Genomic DNA, 22,443 nt, shown 5'->3' with positions numbered 1-22,443 from the left:
GACGAACGAGCACAAAAGGGCGACGCTCACGTCTGTTGCACGCACGATATGGCCGATATAATGCCTGGGTGACTTACTAACTTAGCAAGGTACCCCATGTCCCGTCTGACGTTGCACACCCTCGACACCGCCCCGGCCGACAGCCGCCCCTTCGTGGAAAAGGCCATCGCCAACAATGGCTTCCTGCCCAACCTGATCGGCGTGCTGGCCAATGCCCCGCTGGCACTGGAAACCTATCTGACCGTCTCCGGCATCAATGCGCGCGCCAGCCTGAGCCTGATGGAGCGCGAAGTGGTGCAGATCACGGCCGCGCGCATCCACGGCTGCGACTTCTGCATCGCCGGCCATAGCGCCATCTCGCTGAAAAAAGCCGGCCAGACACCCGATATCGTGCGCGCCCTGCAGCACGGCAAGCCAACGGGCGACGTGCAACTGGACGCCGTCGCCGCCTTCGCCACGGCCGTCATCGCCACGCGCGGCGCCGTCGCCGACAGCGAGTATCAAGCCTTCCTGGCGGCCGGCTACAACGAACAGCAGGCGCTGGAAGTGGTGCTGGGCATCAGCCTGGCCACCCTGTGCAATTTCTCCAACAGCCTGGCCGGCACGCCCGTCAATCCGCAGTTGACGCCCTACCTGCCCGGCGCCGTCTGAGATGGCGAACCTCACTCACTGGCTGCACATGCATGCCGACCAGCTCGACCAATCGTCGCAGCTGGCGGAAACCGTCCTGCCGGCGCTGGCCGGCGACAAGCTGCTGGCCATCGGCGTGCCGCAGGAACATGGCGGCGCGGGCGGCGACGTGCGCGATGCCATCGACGCCATCGCCAAGGTGGCCGAGCAATCGGTGACGGCGGCCTTTGTCTTCTGGGGCCAGCGCTGCTTCATCGAATTCCTGCTGCAAAGCGGGAACCGCGCGCTGGCCGAGCGGCGTTTGCCGGCCCTGCTGGCAGGCACGCAGGCGGGCGCCAGCGGCCTGTCGAACGCCATGAAATTCTTGTCCGGCATCGAACAGCTGCAAATCACGGGCGCGCGTCACCAGGATGGCTTGCTGATCGATGGCGGCCTGGCCTGGGTGACGAACTTGCGCAAGGCGGGCTTTGTCGCCGCCGCCGCCGTGGCGCCGAATGATGGCGCGCCCCCCGTCATCGTCGCGTTCGACAGCAGCGAGCCAGGCGTGCAGCGCAGCGATGACCTGGACCTGATCGCCCTGCGCGGCAGCAATACGGCATCCGTCAAGCTGGCGCAGGTGCACATTCCCGCCGCTGACATCATCAGCGACAACGCGCCGGCCTGGCTGCCGCAGGTGCGCCCATCATTCCTCGGCATGCAGTGCGGCCTGTCGATCGGACTGGCGCGCGCCAGCCTGGCGCAGGCGGCGCAAATTTCCGCCGGCTCGCGCAACCAGCTCACGCCGCGCATCGAGGCACTGCAATCGACACTGGCGACGGCCGTCGACACCTTGCTGGCCGGCGTGCACGATGGCCGCTTCAAGACGCAGGCGCCGGCCATGTTCCGCCTGCGCATACAGCTGGCAGAACTGCTGCAACAGGCGCTGATGCTGGAACTGCAGGCGATGGGCGGGCGCGCCTACCTGAACGCCGAACAGCAGGGCTTTGCCCGCCGCTGGCGCGAATCCTCGTTCATCCCCATCGTCACTCCCAGCCTGACGCAATTGCAGGCGGCCTTGCAGCTGTTCGACAGCCAGCAGGCCGCGAAGGCGGCGGGAGCGCAGGCATGACGGCAGCAGCGGAACCGCAAGACTGGGCGCTGCAAGCGCAGGACCTGAGCTTTGCCTATCCGGGAAGCGCGCCCGTGTTCCGGCACGTCGCGCTGGGCGTGCGCAAGCGTGAAATCGTCTGCCTGCTCGGTGGCAGCGGCTGCGGCAAATCGAGCCTGTTGCGCGTGCTGGCCGGCCTGCAGCCGCCATCGACGGGCGAGATCCAGTTCCTCGGCGCGCCCATGCGCGAGCCGGACCCGCGCAGCGCCCTCGTCTTCCAGCAAGCGAGCCTCTTGCCCTGGCTGAACGTCACGGGCAACGCCGGCTTCGGCCTGGACTTCAAGCACCAGCCGCAGCTGACGCGCGAGGCGCACCAGGCGCGCGTGGCGCAAGCCATCGACGCGGTGGGCTTGAAGGGCCGCGAAAAACTGTACCCCTCCGCGCTGTCGGGCGGCATGGCGCAGCGCGTGGCGCTGGCGCGCGCGCTGGCGCGCGAACCGGAATTGCTGTTTGCCGACGAACCGTTTTCCGCGCTCGACGCCATCACGCGCGCCGAGATGCAATCGCTGCTGGTCGACGTGGTGCACCGCTGGCATACGGCCGTGCTGCTCGTCACCCACGATATCGACGAAGCGATCCTCGTGGCCGACCGCATCCTGCTGATGGGTGGCAAGCCAGGCAACATCGTGCGCGAATGGCCCGTCGCCATCGACCAGCCGCGCATAGGCCACAGCGCCGACGTCATCGCCCTCAAGATGGATATCCTCGACGCCCTGCAAACCCTGCAACGACAGGACCAGCAGCCAGCCTTCGCCCCCCTATAACCAATCGGAGCACTCCCATGTCCTTCCAGGAAAATAACAAACCGCTGCACATCTGCGCCTCTTCCGACTGCGACTGCGGCCTGACGCGGCGCGACTTCCTGCGCATGTCGGCGCTGGCCACAGCCAGCGTCGCCTCGCCGCTGCTGTTCGCCGGCGACGCCATGGCCCAGCAAGGCCCGAAAGGCGACGACCACCCCGTGAAAATCGGCTACCTGCCGATCACCGACGCCACGCCGCTGCTCGTCGCCCACGCGCGCAAGCTGTTCGAGGCCGAGGGCTTGCAGGCGGAAACGCCGCGCCTGTTCCGCAGCTGGGCACAGATCATCGAAGCCTTCGTGGCCGGCCAGGTCAACGTGATCCACCTGCTGTCGCCGGCCACCCTGTGGGTGCGCTATGGCGCCAAGTTCCCCGCGAAAGTCGTCGCCTGGAACCACGTCAACGGTTCAGCGCTGACGGTGGCCAACGAGATCAACAAGGTGTCCGACCTGGGCGGGCGCACGGTCGCCATCCCGTTCTGGTACTCGATCCACAACATCCTGCTGCAGCAGATTTTGAGCGCCAACGGCCTGACCCCGGTCACGCGCGCGCGCAACGCCGCCATCAAGCCGAACGAAGTGAACCTGATCGTGCTGGCGCCGGCCGAAATGGTCTCGGCGCTGGCCAGCAAGTCGATCGCCGGCTACATCGTCGCCGAGCCGTTCAACGCGGCGGCGGAAAACGCCGGCATCGGCAAGATCCTGCGCTTCTCGGGCGACGTGTGGAAGAACCATGCATGCTGCGTCACCTTCCTCTCCGAGCGCGACATCAATACGCGTCCGGAATGGGCGCAAAAGGTCACCAACGCCATCGTCAAGGCGCAGCTGTGGACGCGCTCGAACCAGGTCGACACGGCCAAGCTGCTGTCGAACGTGGGCGAGCACCGCTACACGCCGCATCCGCTGCAGGTGCTGACCAAGGTGCTGGCTACCACCGACTACGCCGGCTACGAAAAACAGGGCCTGATCGTGCACAAGAACTGGCAGCAGCGCCGCATCGACTTCCAGCCGTATCCGTTTGCCTCGTACACGGAAGAACTGGTGCGCGCCATCGGCCGCACCAAGGTGGAAGGCGATACCCGCTTCCTGGCCAACCTCGATCCGAAGTTCGCCGCACGCGACCTGGTCGATGACCGCTTCGTGCGCAAGGCCATCACGGCTGTCGGCGGCCCGGCCGCCTTCGGCTTGCCGGCCAACCTGCTGCGCAGCGAAACCGTGGCGGTCTGACGATGACGAGCAGGTTGTTGATGAAATTCGGCCTGCCCCTGGTGGGGCTGGCCTGTGCCTTGCTGTTATGGTCGTTGGGCGTGACGGCGCTGGAGAAATCCACGCCGATCGCCACCGCGTTTGCGCCGCTGCCGACGGCGCTGGCGTTCAAGGACATGCTGGGCGGCCCGGATATCTGGCTGCACGTGGTACTGAGCCTGCAACGGGTGGCCGTGGGGCTGGGGCTGGCGATTGTCATCGGCGTGCCGCTGGGCGTGCTGGTGGCCATGTCGAAGAGCTTTTCCGGCGCGGCCATGCCGCTGTTCCAGCTGCTGCGCATGATTTCGCCGCTGTCGTGGATGCCGATCGCCGTGATGGTGCTGGGGGTGGGCGACGCGCCCGTGTACTTCCTGCTGGCGTTTGCCGCTGTCTGGCCGATTCTGCTCAATACGGCGGCCGGCGTGGCGCGGCTCGATCCGAACTGGCTGCTGCTGGCGCGCAGCCTGTCGGCCACGCGCAGCGAGATCGTCTTCAAGGTGATTTTGCCGGGCATCACGGCCGACATCCTGACGGGCGTGCGCCTGGCCATCGGCATCATCTGGATCGTGCTGGTGCCGGCGGAAATGCTGGGCGTCTCGGCCGGCCTCGGCTACTTCATCCTCGATACGCGCGACCGCCTCGCGTACTCGGAGCTGATGGCCGCCATCGTGCTGATCGGGATTCTAGGCTTCATCCTCGATTACCTGGCCCGCGCCGCCCATGCGCGCTGGCTGCATGTGAAGGGCTAAGCCGCCTCGTCCAGCGGCAGCGCGGCGGCCACCGCCGCCTGCGTTGCCGCCGCCAGTTCGCGCCGGTGCGCGTCCAGGGTCGCCACCGGCGCCAGACAGGTCAGGCGCGCCGTGATCGGCGGGCCGCTCAGGATCGCCACCATGCTTTGCGCAAAGCTCATGTCGCCGATGAAGTCGACGGCATGGTGCAGCGCGCCCTTGTCATCCACATACACGAGCGCGAACGGCTGCACCGGCACCTGCGCGTCGATGGCCGCCTCGAACAGGTTGGCGTGGAACGGCAGGATCTGCCCTTGCGCGGCGGTGGTGCCTTCGGGGAAGAACGCGATGCGCTCGCCCGCCTGCAGCTTGTCGACCAGGCCCTGGAAGATCAACCGCAGGTCGCGCTTGCTGCCGCGCGAGATGAAGATCGTGCCGGCGCGCCCCGCCAGCCAGCCCAGGATGGGCCAGGCGCGGATTTCCGCCTTGGCGACGAAACGGCAGGGATGGACGGCGTTGATGACGAAGATGTCGAGCCACGAAACGTGGTTCGCCACCACCATCGCGTGGTCGAGCGCCGGCAGGCTGGCCGCCGGCTGCGCCACATGCACGCCGCAGATATCGAGCAGCTGCGTCGACCAGCGGCGGATGCGCCGGTTGCGCCCCTCCAGGTCCAGCCAGGGAAACAGCACGGCGCTCTTGGCCATGCCGCAGCTCAGGTGAATGGCGATGCGCGCGAGGCGGTAGGTAAGCAGAAGTTTCAAATCACACCAAGGTTGGAAGCAAATCCATACAGCCACGTAGGTCGGCCTGGCTGCGCCGGTGAGGCGCGGCGCAAGCCGACAAGGAGCCGCCATGGACTTGTCGGATTACGCGTACCGCTCATCCGACCTGCGGCCCCGATACAAATAATTAGCGCTGAAACGCCACCTGTCCGGCAACGATGGTCGCCTTGACGATGCCGCTCAGCTCATAGCCGAGGAAAGGCGTGTGCTTGCCCTGGCTGGCCAGCGACGCCGACGACACCGTCCAGCGCGCGGCGGGGTCGAAGACGCAGATGTCCGCCGCTTCGCCCACGGCCAGGCTGCCGGCCGGGATACCCGCGACACGGGCCGCGTCGGACGTGACCTTGGCCACGGCGCGCGCCAGCGGACGCGCACCGGCCTGCGGCTGTGCCAGCGCATAGTCGTCGGCCCATTTCAAGGCCAGCGACAGCAGCAGCTCCAGACCCGTGGCGCCCGGCGAGGCTTCGCCGAACGGCAGCAGTTTTTCATCGTCGTCGACCGGCGTGTGGTCCGAGCACATGGCGTCGACCGTGCCGTCAAGCAGGCCGGCGCGGATCGCATCGCGGTCGCGCTGGCTGCGGAACGGCGGCGTGACGCGCGCGTTCGGGTCGAAGAAGCCGATATCGGCGTCCGTCAGGTGCACATGGTGCACGCCCACGTCGCAGGTGACGGGCAAGCCTTCGGCCTTGGCGGCGCGGATCAGCTCCAGGCCCGCCGCCGACGAGATGCGGCACAGGTGCACGCGCGCGCGGCTGGCGCGCATCAACTCGAAAATCGTATGCAGCGCGATGGTTTCGGACATCACGGGCACGCCGGACAGGCCCAGGCGCGAAGCCAGCGGGCCGCTGTGGGCGATGCCGCCGCGGCCGATGTGCGGATCCTGCGGACGCAGCCAGACGGTGTAGCCGAAGGTGTTCGCATACTGCATGGCGCGCAGCAGCACGGTGGTGTCCTCGATCGGCTCTTCCGCCTGCGCAAAGCCGATGCAGCCCGCTTCCGTCAGTTCCGCCATTTCCGTCAGCGACTTGCCCTTCAATCCCATGGTCAGTGCGCCCAGCGGGTGCACGTGCGCCTTGTTCTGCGTCTTGGCGCGGTATTTCAGCATCTCCACCAGACCCGGCTCGTCGAGTACGGGATCGGTGTCGGGCGGGCAGACCAGGCTCGTCACGCCGCCTTGCAGCGCCGCCTGCAATTCCGATTCCAGCGTCGCCTTGTATTCGTAGCCAGGTTCGCGCAGGCGGGCCGACAGGTCGACCAGGCCGGGGGAAACCACCAGCCCGGCCGCGTCGAACGTGGTGTCGGCGGTGAAGCCGGCCGGGGCGCTGCCCACGGCCAGCACCTTGCCGTCGGCGATGAACAGGTCTTGCAAGCCATCGATGCCGTTGGCGGGGTCGATCAGGTGGCCGTTCTTGATATGTAGTGTCGTCATGCTTGCTTACTCGTCCTTGGGCTATCAGCCCTGATTACCAGCCAAAATACTCATCACCGCCATGCGCACGGCGATACCGAACGTCACCTGCGGCAGGATCACCGCCTGCGGACCGTCGGCCACGGCCGAATCGATCTCCACGCCGCGGTTCATCGGGCCCGGATGCATGACGATGGCGTCCGGTTTCGCCAGCGCCAGGCGTTCGGGCGTCAGGCCGTAGCTCTTGAAATATTCCTGCGCCGACGGCAGCAGCGCGCCGCTCATGCGTTCGTTTTGCAGGCGCAGCATGATGATCACGTCGACGCCCTTGAGGCCTTCATCCATGTTGGTGAAGGTGCGCACGCCCATCTGTTCCAGGCCGCCCGGCAGCAGAGTGTGCGGACCGATGGCGCGCACTTCCGGCACGCCCAGCGTGGTCAGCGCGTGGATATCGGAACGGGCCACGCGGCTGTGCAGGATATCGCCCACGATGGCCACCGTCAGGTTCGTGAAATCCTTCTTGTAGTGGCGGATCGTGTACATGTCGAGCAAGCCCTGGGTCGGGTGCGCGTGGCGTCCGTCGCCGGCGTTGACGACGTGGACATGCGGCTGCTTGGTGTCGATCAGGTGCTTGGCGATCAGGTAGGGCGCGCCCGATTGCGCGTGGCGCACGACGAACATGTCGGCATGCATGGCCGACAGGTTGTCAATGGTGTCGAGCAGGGACTCGCCCTTGCTGGCCGACGATGCCTGGATGTTCAGGTTGATGACGTCGGCCGACAATCGTTTCGAGGCGATTTCGAAGGTGGTGCGGGTGCGCGTGGAGTTTTCAAAGAACAGGTTGAAAACGCTCTTGCCGCGCATCAGCGGCACCTTCTTCACGTCGCGGTCGGAGATGCCGACGAACGAGGAAGCGGTGTCCAGGATGTGGTTGACGATAGACTTCGGCAAGCCTTCGATCGTCAGCAGATGTTGCAGTTCGCCGTGTTTATTCAGTTGCGGATTAAGCATGGTGGGTATCTATGGTGAGCGTGAATTTTCCATCGTCGGCTTGCTTCAGGACCAGCGCCTGGCCCGGCGGCACGGCAGTGAAGGCGGCCACGAAATCGGCGGCCACCGGCAGCTGGCGCTCGCCGCGGTCGACCAGGGCGGCCAGCATGATCTTCGCCGGACGGCCATAGTCGAACAATTCGTTGATGGCCGCGCGCGTGGTGCGGCCCGTGTACAGCACGTCGTCGACCAGCAGGATGGTGGCGCCGGCCACGTCAAAGCTGATCTGCGTCGGCTTGACGTCGGCATGCAGGCCTTTCTGGGCGAAGTCGTCGCGGTAGAACGAGACGTCGAGCACGCCCAGGCGGTCGAGCAGGTTCAGGTCGCGCGCCAGGCGTTCGGCCAGCCAGGCGCCGCCCGAATGGATGCCGACGATGGCCACGTTGGGGATGCCCGCCAGGCCGTTCTGCACCTGTTGCAGCAAGACCGCATACAGGGCCTCGGCGTCGAGTTGGGAAGGATTCGTAGGATTCGGCATAGAGCTCTTAATGGTTCGGAAATTCGGTTCAGGAATTCGGTTCGGAAAATACGTGGTAGGTCAGGTCAACAATGCGCGTCGAAATACTGCTGCAGGATGATGGCGGCGGCGCGGTCGTCGATCACTTCACCGCGCCTGGCGGCGATGACGGCCGAGGAATAGCGTTCGTCGACCAGTTCCACCGGCAGGTTGAAGCGGCCATGCACCTGGTTGGCGAAACGGCGGCAGCGCGCGCTCATCTCGTGTTCCGTGCCATCGGGATGGCTGGGCAGACCCACCACGATGCGGCTGGCGCCCCACTCCGTGATCAGGCTGGCGATGGCGGCAAACTTCGGCTCATTCGCCGTGGCCGTGATCACGCTGAGCGGCTTGGCCTGGCAAATCATGGTATTGCCAATGGCCACGCCGATGCGTTTCAGGCCGAAATCGAAGGCAAGGATGGTGTCGATGGCGTCACTCGTCACAGCATTTTTCCATAATAAAAATTAACATAGGTGGTGCCAGAAACCGTAACGGGCAAGCTCAATGTCGGGTTGAGTAGCGGAGCTGGTCGCAGGTACGGCGAGCAACGGATGCCCGAAAGTGGGCTGCGCGGCAGGTTTATGCCATCCACCTCATGCGTGGCCAGCCTCGCTCGCCAGCATGAGCGGGTCGATGCCCAGCAGCTTGATGGCTGCCACATAGCGTTCTTCGATGGGGAAGTCGAACAGGATATCGGCCGAGGCGCCCACCGTCAGCCAGCCATTGCGGCCGATCTCGTCTTCCAGCTGGCCCGGGCTCCAGCCCGAATAGCCGATCGAGACCAGCATGCGCTCGGGGCCATCGCCCTTGGCGACGGCTTCGAGCACGTCGATCGAGGTGGTAAACGCCACTTCGTCCGTCACCGTCAGCGACGAGGAATAGCGCGCGCCCGGCGTATGCAGCACGAAGCCGCGGTCATCCTGCACGGGGCCGCCAAACATGATCGGTTCGTTGATGATGGGCGCGTCGCTGCCGGCCGCCAGTTTCAGGTCGATGCGATCGAACAGCACTTCCATCGTCATGTCGGTGGGTTTGTTGATGACGACGCCCAGCACGCCGTTTTCATTGTGCTCGCAAACGTAAACCACCGTACCGCCAAAGATGGGATCTTGCATCGCCGGCATCGCAATCAGGAAATGGTTGGCCAGATTCAAGGTGGAAGAACCGGTTGCGGCCGGTTCTCCGACTCCCTGCATCAATCGATGTCCTGGTAGAGTCTGGTCAATTTTACTCTTCTTCATACGCGATGCTCTCTCTGTGGGCTTGCTGGCAAGTCTCGCTTACCCCTGCTGTCGTACGCCTGGCGATCCCTGCGGCGCGGAACGGTGGCCGCGCGCCGCAGGGGTGCCGGACGCTATTATTGTTGTAAATTCGATTACAAATTACGTTTTGCGTGGTGCGGAGCGTCAGTGGCCAGCTCGCTTGCAAGCTCGCCTGGCCGCCTTCGCAACGTCAATTGTAAAATTGATCGCAAAATCGTTGTCGCACGCAAAACGCGGCGCATATACCCAGTAGTTTACACTGAATTGCCATCACAGCGACGCCAAAGGCATGGCGCGAGCGGCCATAAAGCCGCATGAACGGCGAAAAATCGCCTATTCTTGACCCTAAACACACGAAATAATGACAATCAAGACTTCCCTGGTGTGGTTCCGCCGCGATTTGCGCGCATTTGACCATGCTGCACTGCATCACGCCCTGCGCCAGAGCCAGGCCGTGCATTGCGTATTTGTCTATGACACCGCCATCCTGGCGGCGCTGCCGCGCCGCGACCGGCGCGTCGACTTCATCCTGGCCAGCGTGGCCGAACTGGCGGCCGAGCTGCGCCAGCTCGGTGGCGACCTGATCGTGCTGCACGCGGACGCGGCCGAAGCGATCCCGCGCCTGGCAGCCGAATTGCACGCCGATGCCGTCTTCGCCAACCATGATTACGAACCGCAAGCCATCGCCCGCGACGCCGGCGTGGCCGCCGCGCTAACGCGCGATGCGCGCCTGTGGTTCAGTTTCAAGGACCAGGTGATCTTTGAAAAAGATGAGGTACTGACGCTGTCGGACAAGCCGTACACCGTCTACACGCCGTACAAGAACGCCTGGCTGAAGAAAATGCGCGCCGACCCCGGCTGCCTGGCGCCATTCGATATCGAGCCGCACGCGGCCCGCCTGGCGCCGCCCCGCGCCGGCACGCCGCTGCCCTTGCCCACCCTGGCCGAACTGGGTTTCGAGGCCAGCAACCTGGCCGAACTGGCCATCCCCACCGGCATGTCGGGCGCCAGCAAACTGTTCGAGGACTTCCTGCCGCGCGTGGCCCGCTATGACGTGGCGCGCGATTATCCCGCCCTGAAGGGGCCGTCCTATCTGTCGATGCATCTGCGCTTCGGCACCGTCTCGCTGCGCTACCTGGTGCGCAGCGTGGTCGACCTGATGGACCGGGGCGGCGGCGGCGATGGCGCGCCCGTGTGGCTGGCCGAACTGATCTGGCGTGACTTCTACGCCATGATTTTGTACCAGAACCCGCATGTGGAAACGGGCGCCTTCAAACCGGCCTACGACACCATCGCCTGGGAAACGGGACCCCAAGCCGACGCCGCTTTTGCGGCATGGTGCGAAGGGCGCACCGGCTATCCGCTGGTCGACGCGGCCATGGCGCAGCTGAACCAGACAGGCTATATGCACAACCGCCTGCGCATGGTCACGGCCTGCTTCCTGATCAAGGACCTGGGCATCGACTGGCGCCGCGGCGAAGCGTATTTCGCGCTGCACCTGAACGACTTCGACCTGGCCTCGAACAACGGCGGCTGGCAATGGGCCTCATCGTCGGGCTGCGACGCCCAGCCCTATTTCCGCATCTTCAATCCGGTCACGCAATCGGAAAAATTCGATGCGGACGGACGCTTCATCCGCCGCTACCTGCCGCAACTGAAGGCGCTGGGCGACAGGGAAATCCACGCGCCGTGGCTGGTGCCGCGCATGCTGCTCGAACAAAAAAACATCGTGCTGGGCCGCGACTATCCGCTTCCCCTGGTACAGCACGATGCGGCGCGCAAGGAAACGCTGGAGCGCTATGGCGTCGTCAAGGCGGTGAAATAAGGCAGCGAAAGGCGGCGTGGCCAGTGCCCGCCGCAGCGCTCATGGATTGAACGCCGTCCAGACCGACCGCCAGGCGCCGTGCGGGAGTTTCGCCTGCATGGAAAGGGACAGTCCGCCCGCCCCCAGCGGCTCACCCGGCTGCCATTGTGTATTATCCGGCTTATTGTCCAGACTCAGCGCCCGCGCCCGTCCCACGTCGACATTGCTCATGTCCCTGCTGTCATAGCCGATTTCCAGGATGGGATGCAGCACCTTCCCCATGCCGGTCAAATACAGGGTCTCGACCTGGACATCGGGTTTGTCAAAACGCGCATACCGCCTCGTCGCGGCGGGTTTGAAACCCTTGCCCTTTGCGAGGCCGACGGTGGTCGGGCCATCGCAGCCCAGAAGCGAGGCCAGGGCCCAATAATCATGATCGGCAACGACCAGCCTTGCCAGGCAGCGCTCTATCCATGCTGGCTCATCGGCCCTGAATTCATTCCAGTATGGCTTCAACGAGTTTTGAAGGTAGCCCACTTCGTGCAGCGCCCCGACGAGGTTAATTTGCCTGTCCACGGCGTCGATCTCTTGCAACAGATGGGCTGCCGCCGCAGCGACCGCATGCTCGCCTTTGAGCATGGCCTTGTCTTCGAGTTTTTTCAGTTTGGCGTGTATGCTCATTGTTGTCCTGGCGCGCCGCTGCGCGCCTGTCATGGTTGCCGCTGTGTCTTAGAATGCAGGGCCTGCCGTGAGCCTGCCTGCCCATTTCATGCCTGTCCGCGCCTGGCGGACAGGCAAGCTTCGTTCAAGCCGCCGTCAGCAGGCGGTTCACCTCGGCCAGCAATTCATCCTCCTGGAATGGCTTGCCGAAATACGCATTCACGCCCAGTTCAAAAGCGTGCGTGCGGTGCTTGTCGGCGCTGCGCGAGGTGATCATGATGACGGGAATGTCGCGCGTCTTGTCGTCACTGCGTACATTGCGCGTCAGGTCGAAACCATCCATGCGCGGCATCTCCACGTCGAGCAGCAGCAGCGCCGGCATGGCCGACGCCTCCAGTGCATGCAGCTGTTCCAGCGCATCGACGCCATCCTTCGCCAGCAGTACCTGGTAGCCTTCGCGCTCGAACAGGCGCTGCATCACGCGGCGCACGGTGAGCGAATCGTCCACCACCATCACGCAGGCGCGCGCCGCGGCCAGCATGCTGGAGGCGGCGCGGTGCGCACCGGATGCCAGCGCGTATTGCGACAGCAGTTCGGGATGGTGCTCCAGGTGCTGCGCCAGCGCCACCGGGTTCAGGATCAGCACGATGTCGCCCGTGCCCAGCACCGTGGCGCCGGCAATGCCGGGCATGCGCGCCAGTTGCGGGCCCACGTGCTTGACCACCACTTCACGGTTGCCCAGCACGTCGTCAACCTGCAGCGCCAGCCTGTCATTGCCATTCCTCAGCAACAGCACGGGCGCGTAACGCTGCACGGTTTGCGCCACCGGCGGCTCGCCCAGCATGGCCGACAGGTGGTGCAGCGCCAGCGACTGCCCGTGCGACTCGATGCGCCCGGCCGCCTGCGCCTGTGCCAGCTGCCCGCCCTTCAGGTGCAGCACCTGCTCCACCAGCACGGAAGGCAGGGCATAGGTTTGCCCGTTCGCCGCCAGCAGCACCACTTGCGTCACGGCCAGGGTCAGCGGCAGATGGATGGTGAAGCGCATGCCTTGCCCAGGCACCGACACGGTCTCGATGCGGCCGCCCAGGGCAACCGCTTCGGAGCGCACGATATCCATGCCGACACCGCGGCCTGCCAGTTCCGTCAGGCTGTCGGCGGTGGAAAAGCCCGGTGCGAAAATCAGTTCGGCCGCCTGCGCATCGCTCAGCTGCGCATCCGGCGCCAGCAGGCCGGCGCTGTGCGCCTTGGCGCGAATGCGCTCGAGGTCCAGGCCGGCGCCATCGTCGGAAAAGGCGATCGCCACTTCATTGCCCTGCTGGCTGACCTGCACCAGCAGCTCGCCCGTTTCGCTCTTGCCCGCGGCCAGGCGCGCATCGCGCGGCTCGACGCCATGCACGATGGCGTTGCGCAGCAGGTGCTCGAAAGGCGCCGCCATACGTTCGAGCACGCTGCGGTCGACTTCCACGCCGCTGCCGCGGATATCGAGGTTGACGCGCTTGTCGACTTCCTTGGCGCTTTGCCGCGCCACGCGGAACAGGCGTTCGGCGATGCTGGCAAACGGCACCATGCGGATCTGCATCAGGTCGCGCTGCAGCTCGCGCGTCAGGCGTGCCTGCAGCACCAGGTCGTCCGTCACCGCGTCGACGCTATGGCTGAGGTTCTCATGGAAGGACGCCACGTCGTTGACGCTTTCGGCCATCATGCGCGTGAGTTCCTGCAAGCGCGTAAAACGGTCGAATTCGAGCGGATCGAAATCGCGCTCGCTGCCGACGGCCATGCGCGAGGCGATCTGCGACTCGGCCTGCATTTCCACTTCGCGCAACTGGCGCCGCAAGCGCTGCAGGTTGTCGGAAAACTCGGCCAGCGACGCGCCCAGCACGCCCACTTCATTTTCCATTTTCGAGCGCGTGATCGACACTTCGCCCGCCTGGTTCACCAGCCGGTCGAGGATATCGGCCCGCACGCGCACCAGCGCCGCCTTCGGTTCGGCGGCAGGCGTGTCTTCCATGCCAGGCAGCGGCAGCAAGGGCTGCTGCAATTGCTCGAACAGGTGCAGCGCATGGTCGTAATGGGCCAGCAATTCCTCGAACGCCTGTGGCGTGGCCGTGCCCGCATGCAGCATGTTTTCGATATGCGTCTCGATTTCATGCGCATGCTGGCCCAGGCGCATGGCGCCGGCCATGCGCGCGCTGCCCTTCACCGTATGCAGGGTACGCAGCAGCATCTGCGCCTGGCTGCTGTCCTGCGGCTGCTGCTGCCAGCTGCGCAGCGCTTCGCCGATCTGCGGCAGCAGATCGGTGCCCTCTTCCAGGAAGACCGACAGCAGGTCGAGGTCGAGTTCATCGCTGATGCCGGCGCTGGCCGCCAGCAGCGCAGCCGCATCGGGCGGCATGGTGGCAGGCACCAGCGCATCCGGCACGGCATGCTCCAATGGCGGCGGGTGATCGAAGCCGGCGTCGAACAGGTCGTCGCTGGCGCCGCGTTCCAGCGCCGGCACCGGCGGCCGCACCGCATCGGCCACGATGCTGGCGTAGGTCGTCTGGAACAGCGTATCGAGCTGCGGCACGGCCGCTTCCGGCTCGGCGCCGGCGGCCGTTTCTGCCGCTTCGGTCACCTCGGCCACCTCGGCCGGCGGCGTCTCCGGCGCCGCGGCGCCGACGATGCTGGCATAGGTGGCGGCAAACAGGGCATCGAGCGGATCTTGCGCGCTCGCGCCAGGCGCCACCGTCAACGCGCGCCACAGGGCGTTGAGCGCTTCGATCATGTCCGGCTGCGCCGGCGCCAGGTCACCCAGCGCGAACGCCTGCAGCATCTGCGCGATGCGCTGCGTGGCCTGTTCCAGCACGTCGTGCTGCGCGTCCTGCAGGCCCGCCAGCGGCGGCACCGCCGTTTCAATCGTCGTCTCCAGCGCATGCGCCAGGTCGCGCAGGGACAGGAAGCCGACCGTGCCCGAAGTGCCGGCCAGCGTATGCACGGCTTGCAGCGCCTCGGCACTGACGGCGCGCGGTTCATGGCGCCACTCGCCGAAGTCGCGCGTCAGCACGCGCAGCAGTTCGTCCGTCTCGGCCAGGTAGATGTTGTACAAGGGCAGGCCGATGCGCAGCTCGCCCACGTGCTTCAGGTGATCGTCGGGCGCCTCGTGCACGCCGGGCGCGGTGGCGGAAGGAAAACCGATCACATTGCCATTGCTGGCCAACGGCGCGGCCGGGCGCGGCTTGCGCAACTCGAACGGGCCGCCTTCGCGCACCCGTTCGGCCGCCGCCAGCAGCATGCCCGCTTCGCGCTCGCGCCCCGCGCCGCCCTCCAGTTCGGCCACCCATTCACTGAGCTGGTACCAGCCGTAGTTCAGCAAGGTGAACAGATCGTCGCTGGCCGGACGCGCCTCGGCCAGCCAGGTATTCATGACTCTTTCGACGGCGGCGGCAGCCTCGGCGAACTGCGCCAGGCCGATCATGCGGCTGCTGCCCTTCAGCGTGTGGAACGAGCGGCGCAGCATGGCCAGGTGTTCGCCGCTGGCGGCCTGCTCGCGCGGCAGCGCCAGGGTGCTGTCGATGAACGTCAGCACTTCGCGCGCCTCGGCGATGAAGATATCGAGCATCTCGGCATCGACATCGGCCAGCGCCGGCCCGGCATCCACGGCGGCCGGCGCGGCCGGCGGCAAGGCCTGGTCAAGCAGCGGCACCGGCACCGTCCCGGCCGCGGCGACTTTTTCAAACGGCAGCGCGCGGAAGGTGCCGGCAGCGGCGTCAAAATGAAAACGCGCGCTGGCTGCCTGCGCGTTGCGTCCCAGCATATCGACAAAGAAGCCCAGCGCGCTAACATTTTGCGCGATCTCGTCGAGCGCTTCGGCCTGCGCGCCAGCCGGCGCATCGCTTGCCGCCAGCCGCTCGACGGCGGTATCGACCTGCTGCACGGCGGCGCACGCATCGTCGAGTCCCAGTCCGGCCAGGCCCTCCCGCAGGCGCGCCAGCACGGGAGACACGCCCGCCAGCGAGGCCTGCCGCGCGGCATCCGCGTAGTACTCGTTGAGCAGCTTTTCCACCTGCCGCAGCCCTGCCTTCATGGCGTCGGCCAGCGCGGCGACGGTCTGCCCCTGCTCGATCTGGCGCGACAGCTCGCCGGCGGCGGCCGGCAGCGGCGCCGCGCCGGCCAGCAACGCCTGCAGGCGCGCGGCGAGGGTTTCCGCATTGCCGGCGAAATCGTCGGGCAGACGGCGCACCTGCTCCAGGCCCGTCTCGGCAAACAGCAGCGCCGTGCCGATCTCCTGCTCCAGCGCCGCGCTGCGCCCGCTCGCCACGGCCTGTCGCGCCACGTCCGCGCACTGGCGCAGCAAGCTGGCCAGGGCCGGCAATTTCAGGGCATCGGCATGCGCGGCCACCTGTTGCAGCGACTGATCGAAGGCGTCGCCCAGCGCCGGATCGAGATCGGCTTGCGCCAGACGGCTCCAGCTGGCGCGCGCCTGCGCCAGCGCCGCGCGCGCGCCTTGCAGCGCATCCTGGTCGACCTGGCCGTAGCGCCGCGTTTCCACGTCGGCCACCGCCAGGCCGTCCAGCGCAAAGGCGGCGCGCAGCTGGCTTGCCGCCGGCGTCGGTGCGTCTGCCGCGGCGATGAAGAACAGCGCGTCGCGCAGCATCGCCTCGGGCAAGCTGGCAGCGCCCTGCGCCAGGCGGCGCAATTGCAGGTTGATCAGGCCGAACAGCTGCTTGACGTACAAGCCGTGCGCTACCTGCCCGCTGGCCGCCAGTTCGGCAAATGCCTGCATGGTGAACCAGAAGGTGCGCGCAGGCGCTTCCTGCTGCGCGTCGGCCACCAGGGTCAATGTCTCGTGCAGGGCGGCGGCATGCTGGCGTTGCGCCTCGGCGTCCTGCGCCTTCAGGAAAGGCAGCAGCGATTTTTCAAAACGGCCGCGCCAGGCCGGATAATCCGCGGCCGGCGGCGCCTCGGCCAGCGCGATGGCGTGGCCGTCCAGCATAGCGGCCGGCGGGAAGAACAGGTCGGCCGGATGGATGCGTTCCACGCCCAGCATGGCCTGCAGGGCGCGATAGTAGGGGAACAGGCGGGTCGGTTGCGGCGACGCGCCGGCCACCAGGTCTTCCAGATATTCGACGAGGGCCTGATACAGTTCGGCGACGACCTGCGCATGATCGACCGTGTATTCCAGGCTGCCGTCGCGAAAACGCGCGAGCGCCTGTTCCGCGCCGGCCGTCAGCAGGCTGGCGCCGGCCACGTCGACCATCACCAGCGCGCCATGCGCCTGATGCAGGTGCGAACGCGCATGCTGCAGGGCCGTGGCGCGCTCCTCGCGCTCGCGGCCACCGGCTTCGAACAGCGCCGTTTTCGAGCGGCCCAGCGCTTCGCGGATTTCCACCATCACCCACGACAGGGGTTCGCTGTCGAACGGCTTGGACTGCTGCGGACTATCTGGTGTGCTCATGCATGCCTCGGTAAAGGAATCGTAGCGCGAAAATCGGTACGCACAACGCGCCGCGCCATCGTCTGGCGCGGCGTTCAGGCGGCGACGCGGAAGCGCGACACCGAATTTTTCAGTTCCTGCGCCAGCATCGACAGTTTATGGATCGATTGCGCCGTTTGCTGCGTGCCATCCTGGGTCTGCTCCGTCACGCTCAGGATATGCTGGATGTTCAAGGCCACGCCGCTGGCCGAACCGGCCTGCGTGCCGGTGGCGAACGAGATGCCCTGAATCAGCTCGGCCAGGTGCTTCGACACTTCGCTGATGTCGTTCAGGGCGGCGCCGGCCGCGTCCGACAGGCGCGCGCCCTCGACCACGCCCTGGGTCGATTTTTCCATCGCCCGGGTGGCATCCTGGGTATCGGCCTGGATGGTGCGCACCAGCGCGCCGATCTGCTTGGCGGCGGCGGCCGAGCGTTCTGCCAGGCGCTGCACTTCCTCGGCGACGACGGAAAAGCCGCGTCCCGCCTCGCCGGCCGATGCGGCCTGGATGGCGGCGTTCAGCGCCAGCACATTCGTCTGCTCCGTGATGTCGGAGATGAGTTCCGTGATTTCGCCGATTTCCTGCGACGATTCGCCCAGGCGCTTGATGCGCTTGGAGGTATCCTGGATCTGCTCGCGGATTTCATGCATGCCCTTGATGGCGTTTTCCACCGCCGTCGAGCCCTGCAGCGCGGCCGCCACCGACTGGCGCGCCACGTCGGCCGAGACGCTGGCCGATTTCGACACGTCGGTAATGGCGTTGGCCATCTTCACCACGGTGGCGCTGGCGTCGAGGATTTCGCGCGACTGCTGCTGCGAGGCGATCAGCAGCTTGCTCGAGATGCTTTGCGCCTGCGTCGAGGCGCGGTTCACCTGTTCGGCGGTGGCCGTCACCCTGCCCACCAGGCCGCGCAGCTCCTCGACTGTGTAGTTGACGGAATCGGCGATGGCGCCCGTGATGTCCTCCGACACCGTCGCCTGCACCGTCAGGTCGCCGTCGGCCACCTTCTGCAGCTCGTTCATCAGGCGCAGGATGGCCGCCTGGTTCTGGTCATTCTTGGCCTTTGCCTGCGCTTCCTTTTCCTGCGACAGCAGGCGCAGGATTTCCGCTTCCTGGCGGCGTCGCTCGGCGTCGCGCGTGCGGTTGACGGAATCCTGCAGCAGCACGCGGCCGATGCCGGCCGCCGCGATCAGGGTCAGCAGCACGCCGCCGACCATCAGCCAGAAGGCCACGCCGAGCGTTTCCTGGTTCGCGTGGTACATCTGCTGCAGCAGCGTCAGGCGCTGGCGCAGGTCCTCGTTCTCGTTGAAGATCAGCTGCTCGGCGCTTTTCGCCGAACTGAATTTATCCAGGCGGTCGAGGATCGACGACACCAGCTTCTGGTAGTTGTCGAAACTGGCCTTCAGCGCCACCAGGCGGTCGCGCAGCTCGGCGTCGCGCGTGGGCGCCAGCTGCAGCGAGACGCTGCCATTGAGCAGGCCCTCGACGGCGGCGCGGAAATACGTCGTGTCGCGTCCCAGCGAAAACGCCGTTTCCGAGCTGATGCTGCCCGAGCCAAGGAATTCGCTGGCGCTGCGGCTCATGCGCTGGGTCAGCATCATCAGCCGGCCGATGACGGCCAGGTCGCGGCCATTGCCGCCGCGCTGCACCTTGAGCGCCGCGATTTCCTCGGTTTGCGCCAGCAAGGCGGGCGACAGCGCGTTCAATTGCTGCAAGGTCTTGTCGAATTCGCCCAATTCCGTCTTCAGGCGCAGGATGGTGCTGGCCGCGCGGTCGCTGCTGGCCCATTTTTTACGCGCATCGGCCACCGCCGCCAGCAGGCCGGAGCGCGATTCGCCGATATCGCGCCCGTGATAGGTGCCGCCGCGCTGCATCAGGCGGAAATCCTGGTTCAGCTCGTTGCGGCTTTCCTCAAGCTGGCGGAACGCTTCCGGATTGCCCTGCACGGCGTTCGGCGCGGCCTTGCCGATGCGCTGCGAGTGCATCAGCGCGTCGCTGGCCAGCTGCGTCTGCGCCGAGGCGATGTTGCCGCTGCGCGTGTTCAGTCCCACGAACAGCAGGCTGGCGGCCAGGCTCAGGGCCATCACCGTCGACAGGATGCTCAATTGCTTTTGCAGCGGCAGGTGGCCGATCAGCGGCAGCTTCAAGTCGCTGGCTGGCGCGCTGGCCAGCGACCGGCGCCGGCCCAGCGCATCGCGCAGGCGCAGCGGCAGGTCGGCCGGCAACGCCGCCTCGCCCAGGCCGTGTTCCGCCTCGGGCAAGCCGGCCGCCAGGATGGGGGAACTGGCGCCCATCAGCGCCTGTCCTCGTGCACGGGCATGCAAGTAAAACCGGCATCCTGGAAGCGCGCCGATTGCGCCAGCAGCGCCAGGTCCAGGCGCAGCCATTGCTGACCCTCGCCGTCGCGCAGCAGCTGCGCGGCCCACGGCAGCGGCGCGTGCGGCGGCGCATCGGGCAAGGAGACGGACTGCATGCCGCGCTGCTGGCGCAAGCCCAGCACGCGTTCGACCAGCAATGCGCAATTCATGCCCAAACGGGGAGAAAACGTGATGATGCGGCTGTCGCTGCCCGCCACGCAGGCCGCTTCGCCCATGTAGCGGGCCAGGTCGACGACCGCCGTCAGGCGGCCGCGCATGGTTGCCAGGCCCAGGTACCAGTCCTGCGCCAGCGGCACGCCCTGGATGGACAGGCCCGCGGGGATGACGATTTCACCGAGCTGCGTCAGGTCCAGCAGGCAGCGCCGGCCACCGAGCAGCACGCCCAGCTCCTTGCGCGCCGCCAGCGCGCCGCTGCGCGCGGCTTGCACGCGCTCGAGCAATTGCAGCTGGTACTGGCGCAAGCGCCCCTGCCGCGCGCCAGTCTCGTGCGAGGGCATGGCGGGAATGGCAGGCAGAAAAGCCGGGGCAGGCACGCCGTTGCCGGGCATCGTGTGCATTGCCTAGGCCAGCGCGGCGATCTTGGCCAGCAGGTCGGCTTCGACCACGGGCTTGACCAGGTAATCGCGCGCGCCCTGGCGCAAGCCCCAGATGCGGTCCGTTTCCTGGCTCTTGCTGGAGCAGATAATCACCGGCACGTCCTGCAGTTCAGGATCGCGGGCGATGGCGCGCGTGATCTGGAAGCCATTCGCCCCGGGCATCACCACGTCCATCAGGATCAGGTCGGGCCTGGCCTGCTTCAGTTGCGCCAGCGCGTCGGCGCCGTCTTCCGCCGTCATGACGGCATAGCCAGCGCGCACCAGCATCTCGCTCAGGTAGTAGCGCTCTGTCGGCGAGTCATCGACGATCAGAATTGTGTGTATGGCCATGTGTGTGTTTACTTCCTTGCTGCGTTGGGTACATCATACTAAAAACGGCTGGCCAGGTGCAGCCGCACGGCCGCCAGCAGCGCTTCGCGCGTCAGCGGCTTGGCCAGGCAGGCGCTGGCGCCGGCCATGGCGCCGCGCGCGCGGTCGAACAAGCCTTCCTTCGACGACAGCATCAGCACCGGCGTCGTGCAAAAACCCGCGCTGGCCTTGATCAGCGCGCACGTGCGGTAGCCATCGAGGCGCGGCATCAGGATGTCGCACACGATCAGCGCCGGGCGGCAGTCGCCGATCTTGGCCAGCGCCGCGAAACCGTTTTCCGCCACCACCACGCGGTAGCCGGCCTCGCCCAGGACTTTCTCGGCCAGGCAGCGTATGGTGGCGCTGTCGTCGATGACCAGGATCGTCGGGCCGGCGCACGCCGTAGCGGACGATGCCTCGGGCAGTAACGGACTCGTCATTTGATTATTCGGCAATCTTTCATACCATAGCATAGGCTGCAGTCGTCAGGCACGTGACAGCAGATTGCCAATTGATCAGGATTGATTAAATGGCTACCATCTCGAAATCATCCTTGCGCGCGCCGCATTCAGGGCAGGTCCAGTTCATCGGAACATCGGCCCAACGCGTGCCCGGAGCGATGTCTTCGTCGGGCAGGCCGGCCGCTTCATCATAAACCCAGCCGCAAATAAGACACATCCACGTTTGGAATTGCTGCGTTGTTTCGTTGCTACTCACGTTCTGCCACCCTTCAATCAAGTAAAATGCTGAATTAGGTATCTTAATCTACCCGCCGTGCAAAACCAAACTTCTCCCCTCATATTAAGCTTCGGCGTGTCCGATCCCGTCGGCGCGATCGGCATCCAGGCCGATCTGGCCACGTTTTCAGCCTTTGGCTGCCACGGCCTGTCCGTCACCACGGGCCTGCTGATCAGCGACACGGCGCGCGTGGAAGACGTGCAGGCGATCGATCCTGACTGGGTTTCCGACCAGGCGCGCGTGCTGCTGGAAGACATGTCCGTCGCCGCCATCAAGATCGGCGCGCTGGGCAGCGTGGAAAACGTCACGGCCATCGCCGAAATCGTTTCCGACTATCCGAACGTGCCGCTGGTGCTCGATCCCTTCATTTCGGCGCTGCCGGAACAGGGCATGGACGACGAAGACATCCTCACCGCCGTGCGCCAGTTGCTGATCCCGCAAACGACCCTGCTGGTGCTCTCGCCGGTGGAGCTGGAACGCCTGGCCGAGACCTGGCGCGACGCCGACCCGGACGACACCCTGCAGAACGATGTCGACTACCTGGTGGCGCTGGGCTGCGAATACGTGCTCGTCACCGGCATGCCGGCCGACGCCAGCAAGGCCGGCACGGCCGAAGGCAAGCTGCGCGCCAATACCCTGTTCGGCGAGGATGGCGTGGTGCGCCACGATGAATGGCGCCACCTGCCCGGCATCTTCAACGGCGCCGGCAGCACCCTGTCGGCGGCGGCCACCGCCCTGCTGGCCCTGGCGGAAAACGAGGACGACGTGCCGCAAGCGGTCGTGGCGGCACAGGAATTTACCACCGGCGCGCTGGCGCATGCACAGCGCCACGGCATGGGCAAGCTGGTGCCGAACCGGCTGTTCCAGCAGCAGCGCCAGCGCGGCGACCAATAGCCGCTGGCCGGCGCAGACCA

At 66.1% G+C, this 22,443-nt stretch carries 20 protein-coding genes; 7 read left to right on the top strand and 13 right to left on the bottom strand.

The window, feature by feature from the left end:
* Positions 1–96 precede the first annotated feature (96 nt).
* From AC1RDJ_RS02440 to AC1RDJ_RS02420, 5 genes are read left to right on the top strand one after another with little or no spacing between them, the layout of a single operon-like run.
* Positions 97–651 carry a carboxymuconolactone decarboxylase family protein gene (locus tag AC1RDJ_RS02440; RefSeq protein ID WP_493026390.1) on the top strand — a complete coding sequence of 185 codons (555 nt, stop codon included), beginning with the start codon at positions 97–99 and terminating at the stop codon, positions 649–651.
* A gap of 1 nt (position 652) precedes the next feature.
* Positions 653–1,738, top strand: a complete 1,086-nt coding sequence (locus tag AC1RDJ_RS02435) for an acyl-CoA dehydrogenase family protein (RefSeq protein ID WP_493026389.1) — start codon at positions 653–655, stop codon at positions 1,736–1,738.
* Positions 1,735–2,541, top strand: coding sequence for an ABC transporter ATP-binding protein (locus AC1RDJ_RS02430; RefSeq protein WP_071322052.1), 807 nt, complete (start codon positions 1,735–1,737; stop codon positions 2,539–2,541). The genes AC1RDJ_RS02435 and AC1RDJ_RS02430 overlap by 4 nt, the downstream gene beginning before the upstream one ends.
* 17 nt (positions 2,542–2,558) lie before the next feature.
* Positions 2,559–3,803: an ABC transporter substrate-binding protein gene (locus tag AC1RDJ_RS02425; protein WP_493026388.1), complete on the top strand. Its 1,245-nt coding sequence runs from the start codon at positions 2,559–2,561 to the stop codon at positions 3,801–3,803.
* 20 nt (positions 3,804–3,823) lie between these two features.
* Positions 3,824–4,570, top strand: coding sequence for an ABC transporter permease (locus AC1RDJ_RS02420; protein ID WP_493026387.1), 747 nt, complete (start codon positions 3,824–3,826; stop codon positions 4,568–4,570).
* On the opposite strand, the gene AC1RDJ_RS02415 is transcribed toward AC1RDJ_RS02420, so the two are convergent.
* The 6 genes from AC1RDJ_RS02415 to AC1RDJ_RS02390 all read right to left on the bottom strand — a co-directional run bounded on the left by AC1RDJ_RS02415 (position 4,567) and on the right by AC1RDJ_RS02390 (position 9,487).
* The gene (locus AC1RDJ_RS02415) at positions 4,567–5,313 is read right to left on the bottom strand and encodes a lysophospholipid acyltransferase family protein (RefSeq protein ID WP_071322050.1); all 747 of its coding nucleotides are present in this window, start codon (positions 5,311–5,313) and stop codon (positions 4,567–4,569) included. The genes AC1RDJ_RS02420 and AC1RDJ_RS02415 overlap by 4 nt on opposite strands.
* A gap of 148 nt (positions 5,314–5,461) precedes the next feature.
* Positions 5,462–6,763: a dihydroorotase gene (locus AC1RDJ_RS02410; RefSeq protein WP_289903539.1), complete on the bottom strand. Its 1,302-nt coding sequence runs from the start codon at positions 6,761–6,763 to the stop codon at positions 5,462–5,464.
* Positions 6,764–6,787: 24 nt separating this feature from the next.
* Positions 6,788–7,753 carry an aspartate carbamoyltransferase catalytic subunit gene (locus tag AC1RDJ_RS02405; RefSeq protein WP_034746695.1) on the bottom strand — a complete coding sequence of 322 codons (966 nt, stop codon included), beginning with the start codon at positions 7,751–7,753 and terminating at the stop codon, positions 6,788–6,790.
* Positions 7,746–8,270 (bottom strand): bifunctional pyr operon transcriptional regulator/uracil phosphoribosyltransferase PyrR, encoded by a 525-nt coding sequence (pyrR, locus tag AC1RDJ_RS02400; RefSeq protein ID WP_071322048.1) that lies wholly within the window; start codon positions 8,268–8,270, stop codon positions 7,746–7,748. Before pyrR ends, AC1RDJ_RS02405 begins: the two co-directional genes overlap by 8 nt.
* A gap of 65 nt (positions 8,271–8,335) precedes the next feature.
* Positions 8,336–8,719, bottom strand: coding sequence for a Holliday junction resolvase RuvX (gene ruvX, locus AC1RDJ_RS02395; protein WP_071326216.1), 384 nt, complete (start codon positions 8,717–8,719; stop codon positions 8,336–8,338).
* A gap of 165 nt (positions 8,720–8,884) precedes the next feature.
* Entirely contained in the window at positions 8,885–9,487 is a 603-nt protein-coding gene (locus tag AC1RDJ_RS02390) for a YqgE/AlgH family protein (RefSeq protein ID WP_071326215.1), read from the bottom strand.
* 427 nt (positions 9,488–9,914) lie between these two features.
* Between AC1RDJ_RS02390 and AC1RDJ_RS02385 the strand changes: the two genes are divergently transcribed.
* Positions 9,915–11,378 carry a cryptochrome/photolyase family protein gene (locus tag AC1RDJ_RS02385; protein ID WP_493026386.1) on the top strand — a complete coding sequence of 488 codons (1,464 nt, stop codon included), beginning with the start codon at positions 9,915–9,917 and terminating at the stop codon, positions 11,376–11,378.
* A gap of 39 nt (positions 11,379–11,417) precedes the next feature.
* Here the strand turns inward: AC1RDJ_RS02385 and AC1RDJ_RS02380 are convergent, their stop codons facing one another.
* The 7 genes from AC1RDJ_RS02380 to AC1RDJ_RS02350 form a co-directional block, all read right to left on the bottom strand.
* Positions 11,418–12,038, bottom strand: a complete 621-nt coding sequence (locus tag AC1RDJ_RS02380; protein ID WP_493026385.1) for a hypothetical protein — start codon at positions 12,036–12,038, stop codon at positions 11,418–11,420.
* A 124-nt stretch (positions 12,039–12,162) separates the two neighbouring features.
* Positions 12,163–17,451 carry an Hpt domain-containing protein gene (locus AC1RDJ_RS02375; protein WP_493026384.1) on the bottom strand — a complete coding sequence of 1,763 codons (5,289 nt, stop codon included), beginning with the start codon at positions 17,449–17,451 and terminating at the stop codon, positions 12,163–12,165.
* 74 nt (positions 17,452–17,525) lie between these two features.
* Complete coding sequence (locus tag AC1RDJ_RS02370; RefSeq protein ID WP_071322044.1) at positions 17,526–19,763, bottom strand: methyl-accepting chemotaxis protein; 2,238 nt, start codon at positions 19,761–19,763, stop codon at positions 17,526–17,528.
* The gene (locus AC1RDJ_RS02365) at positions 19,763–20,404 is read right to left on the bottom strand and encodes a chemotaxis protein CheW (protein ID WP_493026383.1); all 642 of its coding nucleotides are present in this window, start codon (positions 20,402–20,404) and stop codon (positions 19,763–19,765) included. Before AC1RDJ_RS02365 ends, AC1RDJ_RS02370 begins: the two co-directional genes overlap by 1 nt.
* Positions 20,405–20,407: 3 nt before the next feature.
* Complete coding sequence (locus AC1RDJ_RS02360; protein WP_071322043.1) at positions 20,408–20,773, bottom strand: response regulator; 366 nt, start codon at positions 20,771–20,773, stop codon at positions 20,408–20,410.
* A gap of 38 nt (positions 20,774–20,811) precedes the next feature.
* The gene (locus AC1RDJ_RS02355; RefSeq protein ID WP_071322042.1) at positions 20,812–21,231 is read right to left on the bottom strand and encodes a response regulator; all 420 of its coding nucleotides are present in this window, start codon (positions 21,229–21,231) and stop codon (positions 20,812–20,814) included.
* Positions 21,232–21,316: 85 nt separating this feature from the next.
* Positions 21,317–21,469: a rubredoxin gene (locus AC1RDJ_RS02350; RefSeq protein WP_038488910.1), complete on the bottom strand. Its 153-nt coding sequence runs from the start codon at positions 21,467–21,469 to the stop codon at positions 21,317–21,319.
* A 96-nt stretch (positions 21,470–21,565) separates the two neighbouring features.
* On the opposite strand from AC1RDJ_RS02350, the gene thiD reads away from it, so the two are divergent.
* Entirely contained in the window at positions 21,566–22,423 is an 858-nt protein-coding gene (thiD, locus tag AC1RDJ_RS02345; protein WP_493026382.1) for a bifunctional hydroxymethylpyrimidine kinase/phosphomethylpyrimidine kinase, read from the top strand.
* Positions 22,424–22,443 lie beyond the last annotated feature (20 nt).

This window comes from Janthinobacterium sp. GW822-FHT07H10 (assembly GCF_058798675.1).
Note: the sequence above shows the minus strand (reverse complement) of the source record. Positions and strands in the feature narration are given on the sequence as shown.

Bases quoted from the DNA above. Each gene is read 5' to 3' on its own strand.
- AC1RDJ_RS02390 (WP_071326215.1), bottom strand. From the start codon at position 9,487: ATGCAGGGAGTCGGAGAACCGGCCGCAACCGGTTCTTCCACCTTGAAT.
- AC1RDJ_RS02375 (WP_493026384.1), bottom strand. From the start codon at position 17,451: ATGAGCACACCAGATAGTCCGCAGCAGTCCAAGCCGTTCGACAGCGAA.
- AC1RDJ_RS02365 (WP_493026383.1), bottom strand. From the start codon at position 20,404: ATGCACACGATGCCCGGCAACGGCGTGCCTGCCCCGGCTTTTCTGCCT.
- AC1RDJ_RS02420 (WP_493026387.1), top strand. From the start codon at position 3,824: ATGAAATTCGGCCTGCCCCTGGTGGGGCTGGCCTGTGCCTTGCTGTTA.
- AC1RDJ_RS02370 (WP_071322044.1), bottom strand. From the start codon at position 19,763: ATGGGCGCCAGTTCCCCCATCCTGGCGGCCGGCTTGCCCGAGGCGGAA.
- AC1RDJ_RS02440 (WP_493026390.1), top strand. From the start codon at position 97: ATGTCCCGTCTGACGTTGCACACCCTCGACACCGCCCCGGCCGACAGC.
- AC1RDJ_RS02380 (WP_493026385.1), bottom strand. From the start codon at position 12,038: ATGAGCATACACGCCAAACTGAAAAAACTCGAAGACAAGGCCATGCTC.
- AC1RDJ_RS02435 (WP_493026389.1), top strand. From the start codon at position 653: ATGGCGAACCTCACTCACTGGCTGCACATGCATGCCGACCAGCTCGAC.
- pyrR (WP_071322048.1), bottom strand. From the start codon at position 8,270: ATGCCGAATCCTACGAATCCTTCCCAACTCGACGCCGAGGCCCTGTAT.
- AC1RDJ_RS02405 (WP_034746695.1), bottom strand. From the start codon at position 7,753: ATGCTTAATCCGCAACTGAATAAACACGGCGAACTGCAACATCTGCTG.
- AC1RDJ_RS02355 (WP_071322042.1), bottom strand. From the start codon at position 21,231: ATGACGAGTCCGTTACTGCCCGAGGCATCGTCCGCTACGGCGTGCGCC.
- AC1RDJ_RS02430 (WP_071322052.1), top strand. From the start codon at position 1,735: ATGACGGCAGCAGCGGAACCGCAAGACTGGGCGCTGCAAGCGCAGGAC.
- AC1RDJ_RS02360 (WP_071322043.1), bottom strand. From the start codon at position 20,773: ATGGCCATACACACAATTCTGATCGTCGATGACTCGCCGACAGAGCGC.
- AC1RDJ_RS02425 (WP_493026388.1), top strand. From the start codon at position 2,559: ATGTCCTTCCAGGAAAATAACAAACCGCTGCACATCTGCGCCTCTTCC.
- AC1RDJ_RS02410 (WP_289903539.1), bottom strand. From the start codon at position 6,763: ATGACGACACTACATATCAAGAACGGCCACCTGATCGACCCCGCCAAC.
- AC1RDJ_RS02385 (WP_493026386.1), top strand. From the start codon at position 9,915: ATGACAATCAAGACTTCCCTGGTGTGGTTCCGCCGCGATTTGCGCGCA.
- AC1RDJ_RS02350 (WP_038488910.1), bottom strand. From the start codon at position 21,469: ATGTGTCTTATTTGCGGCTGGGTTTATGATGAAGCGGCCGGCCTGCCC.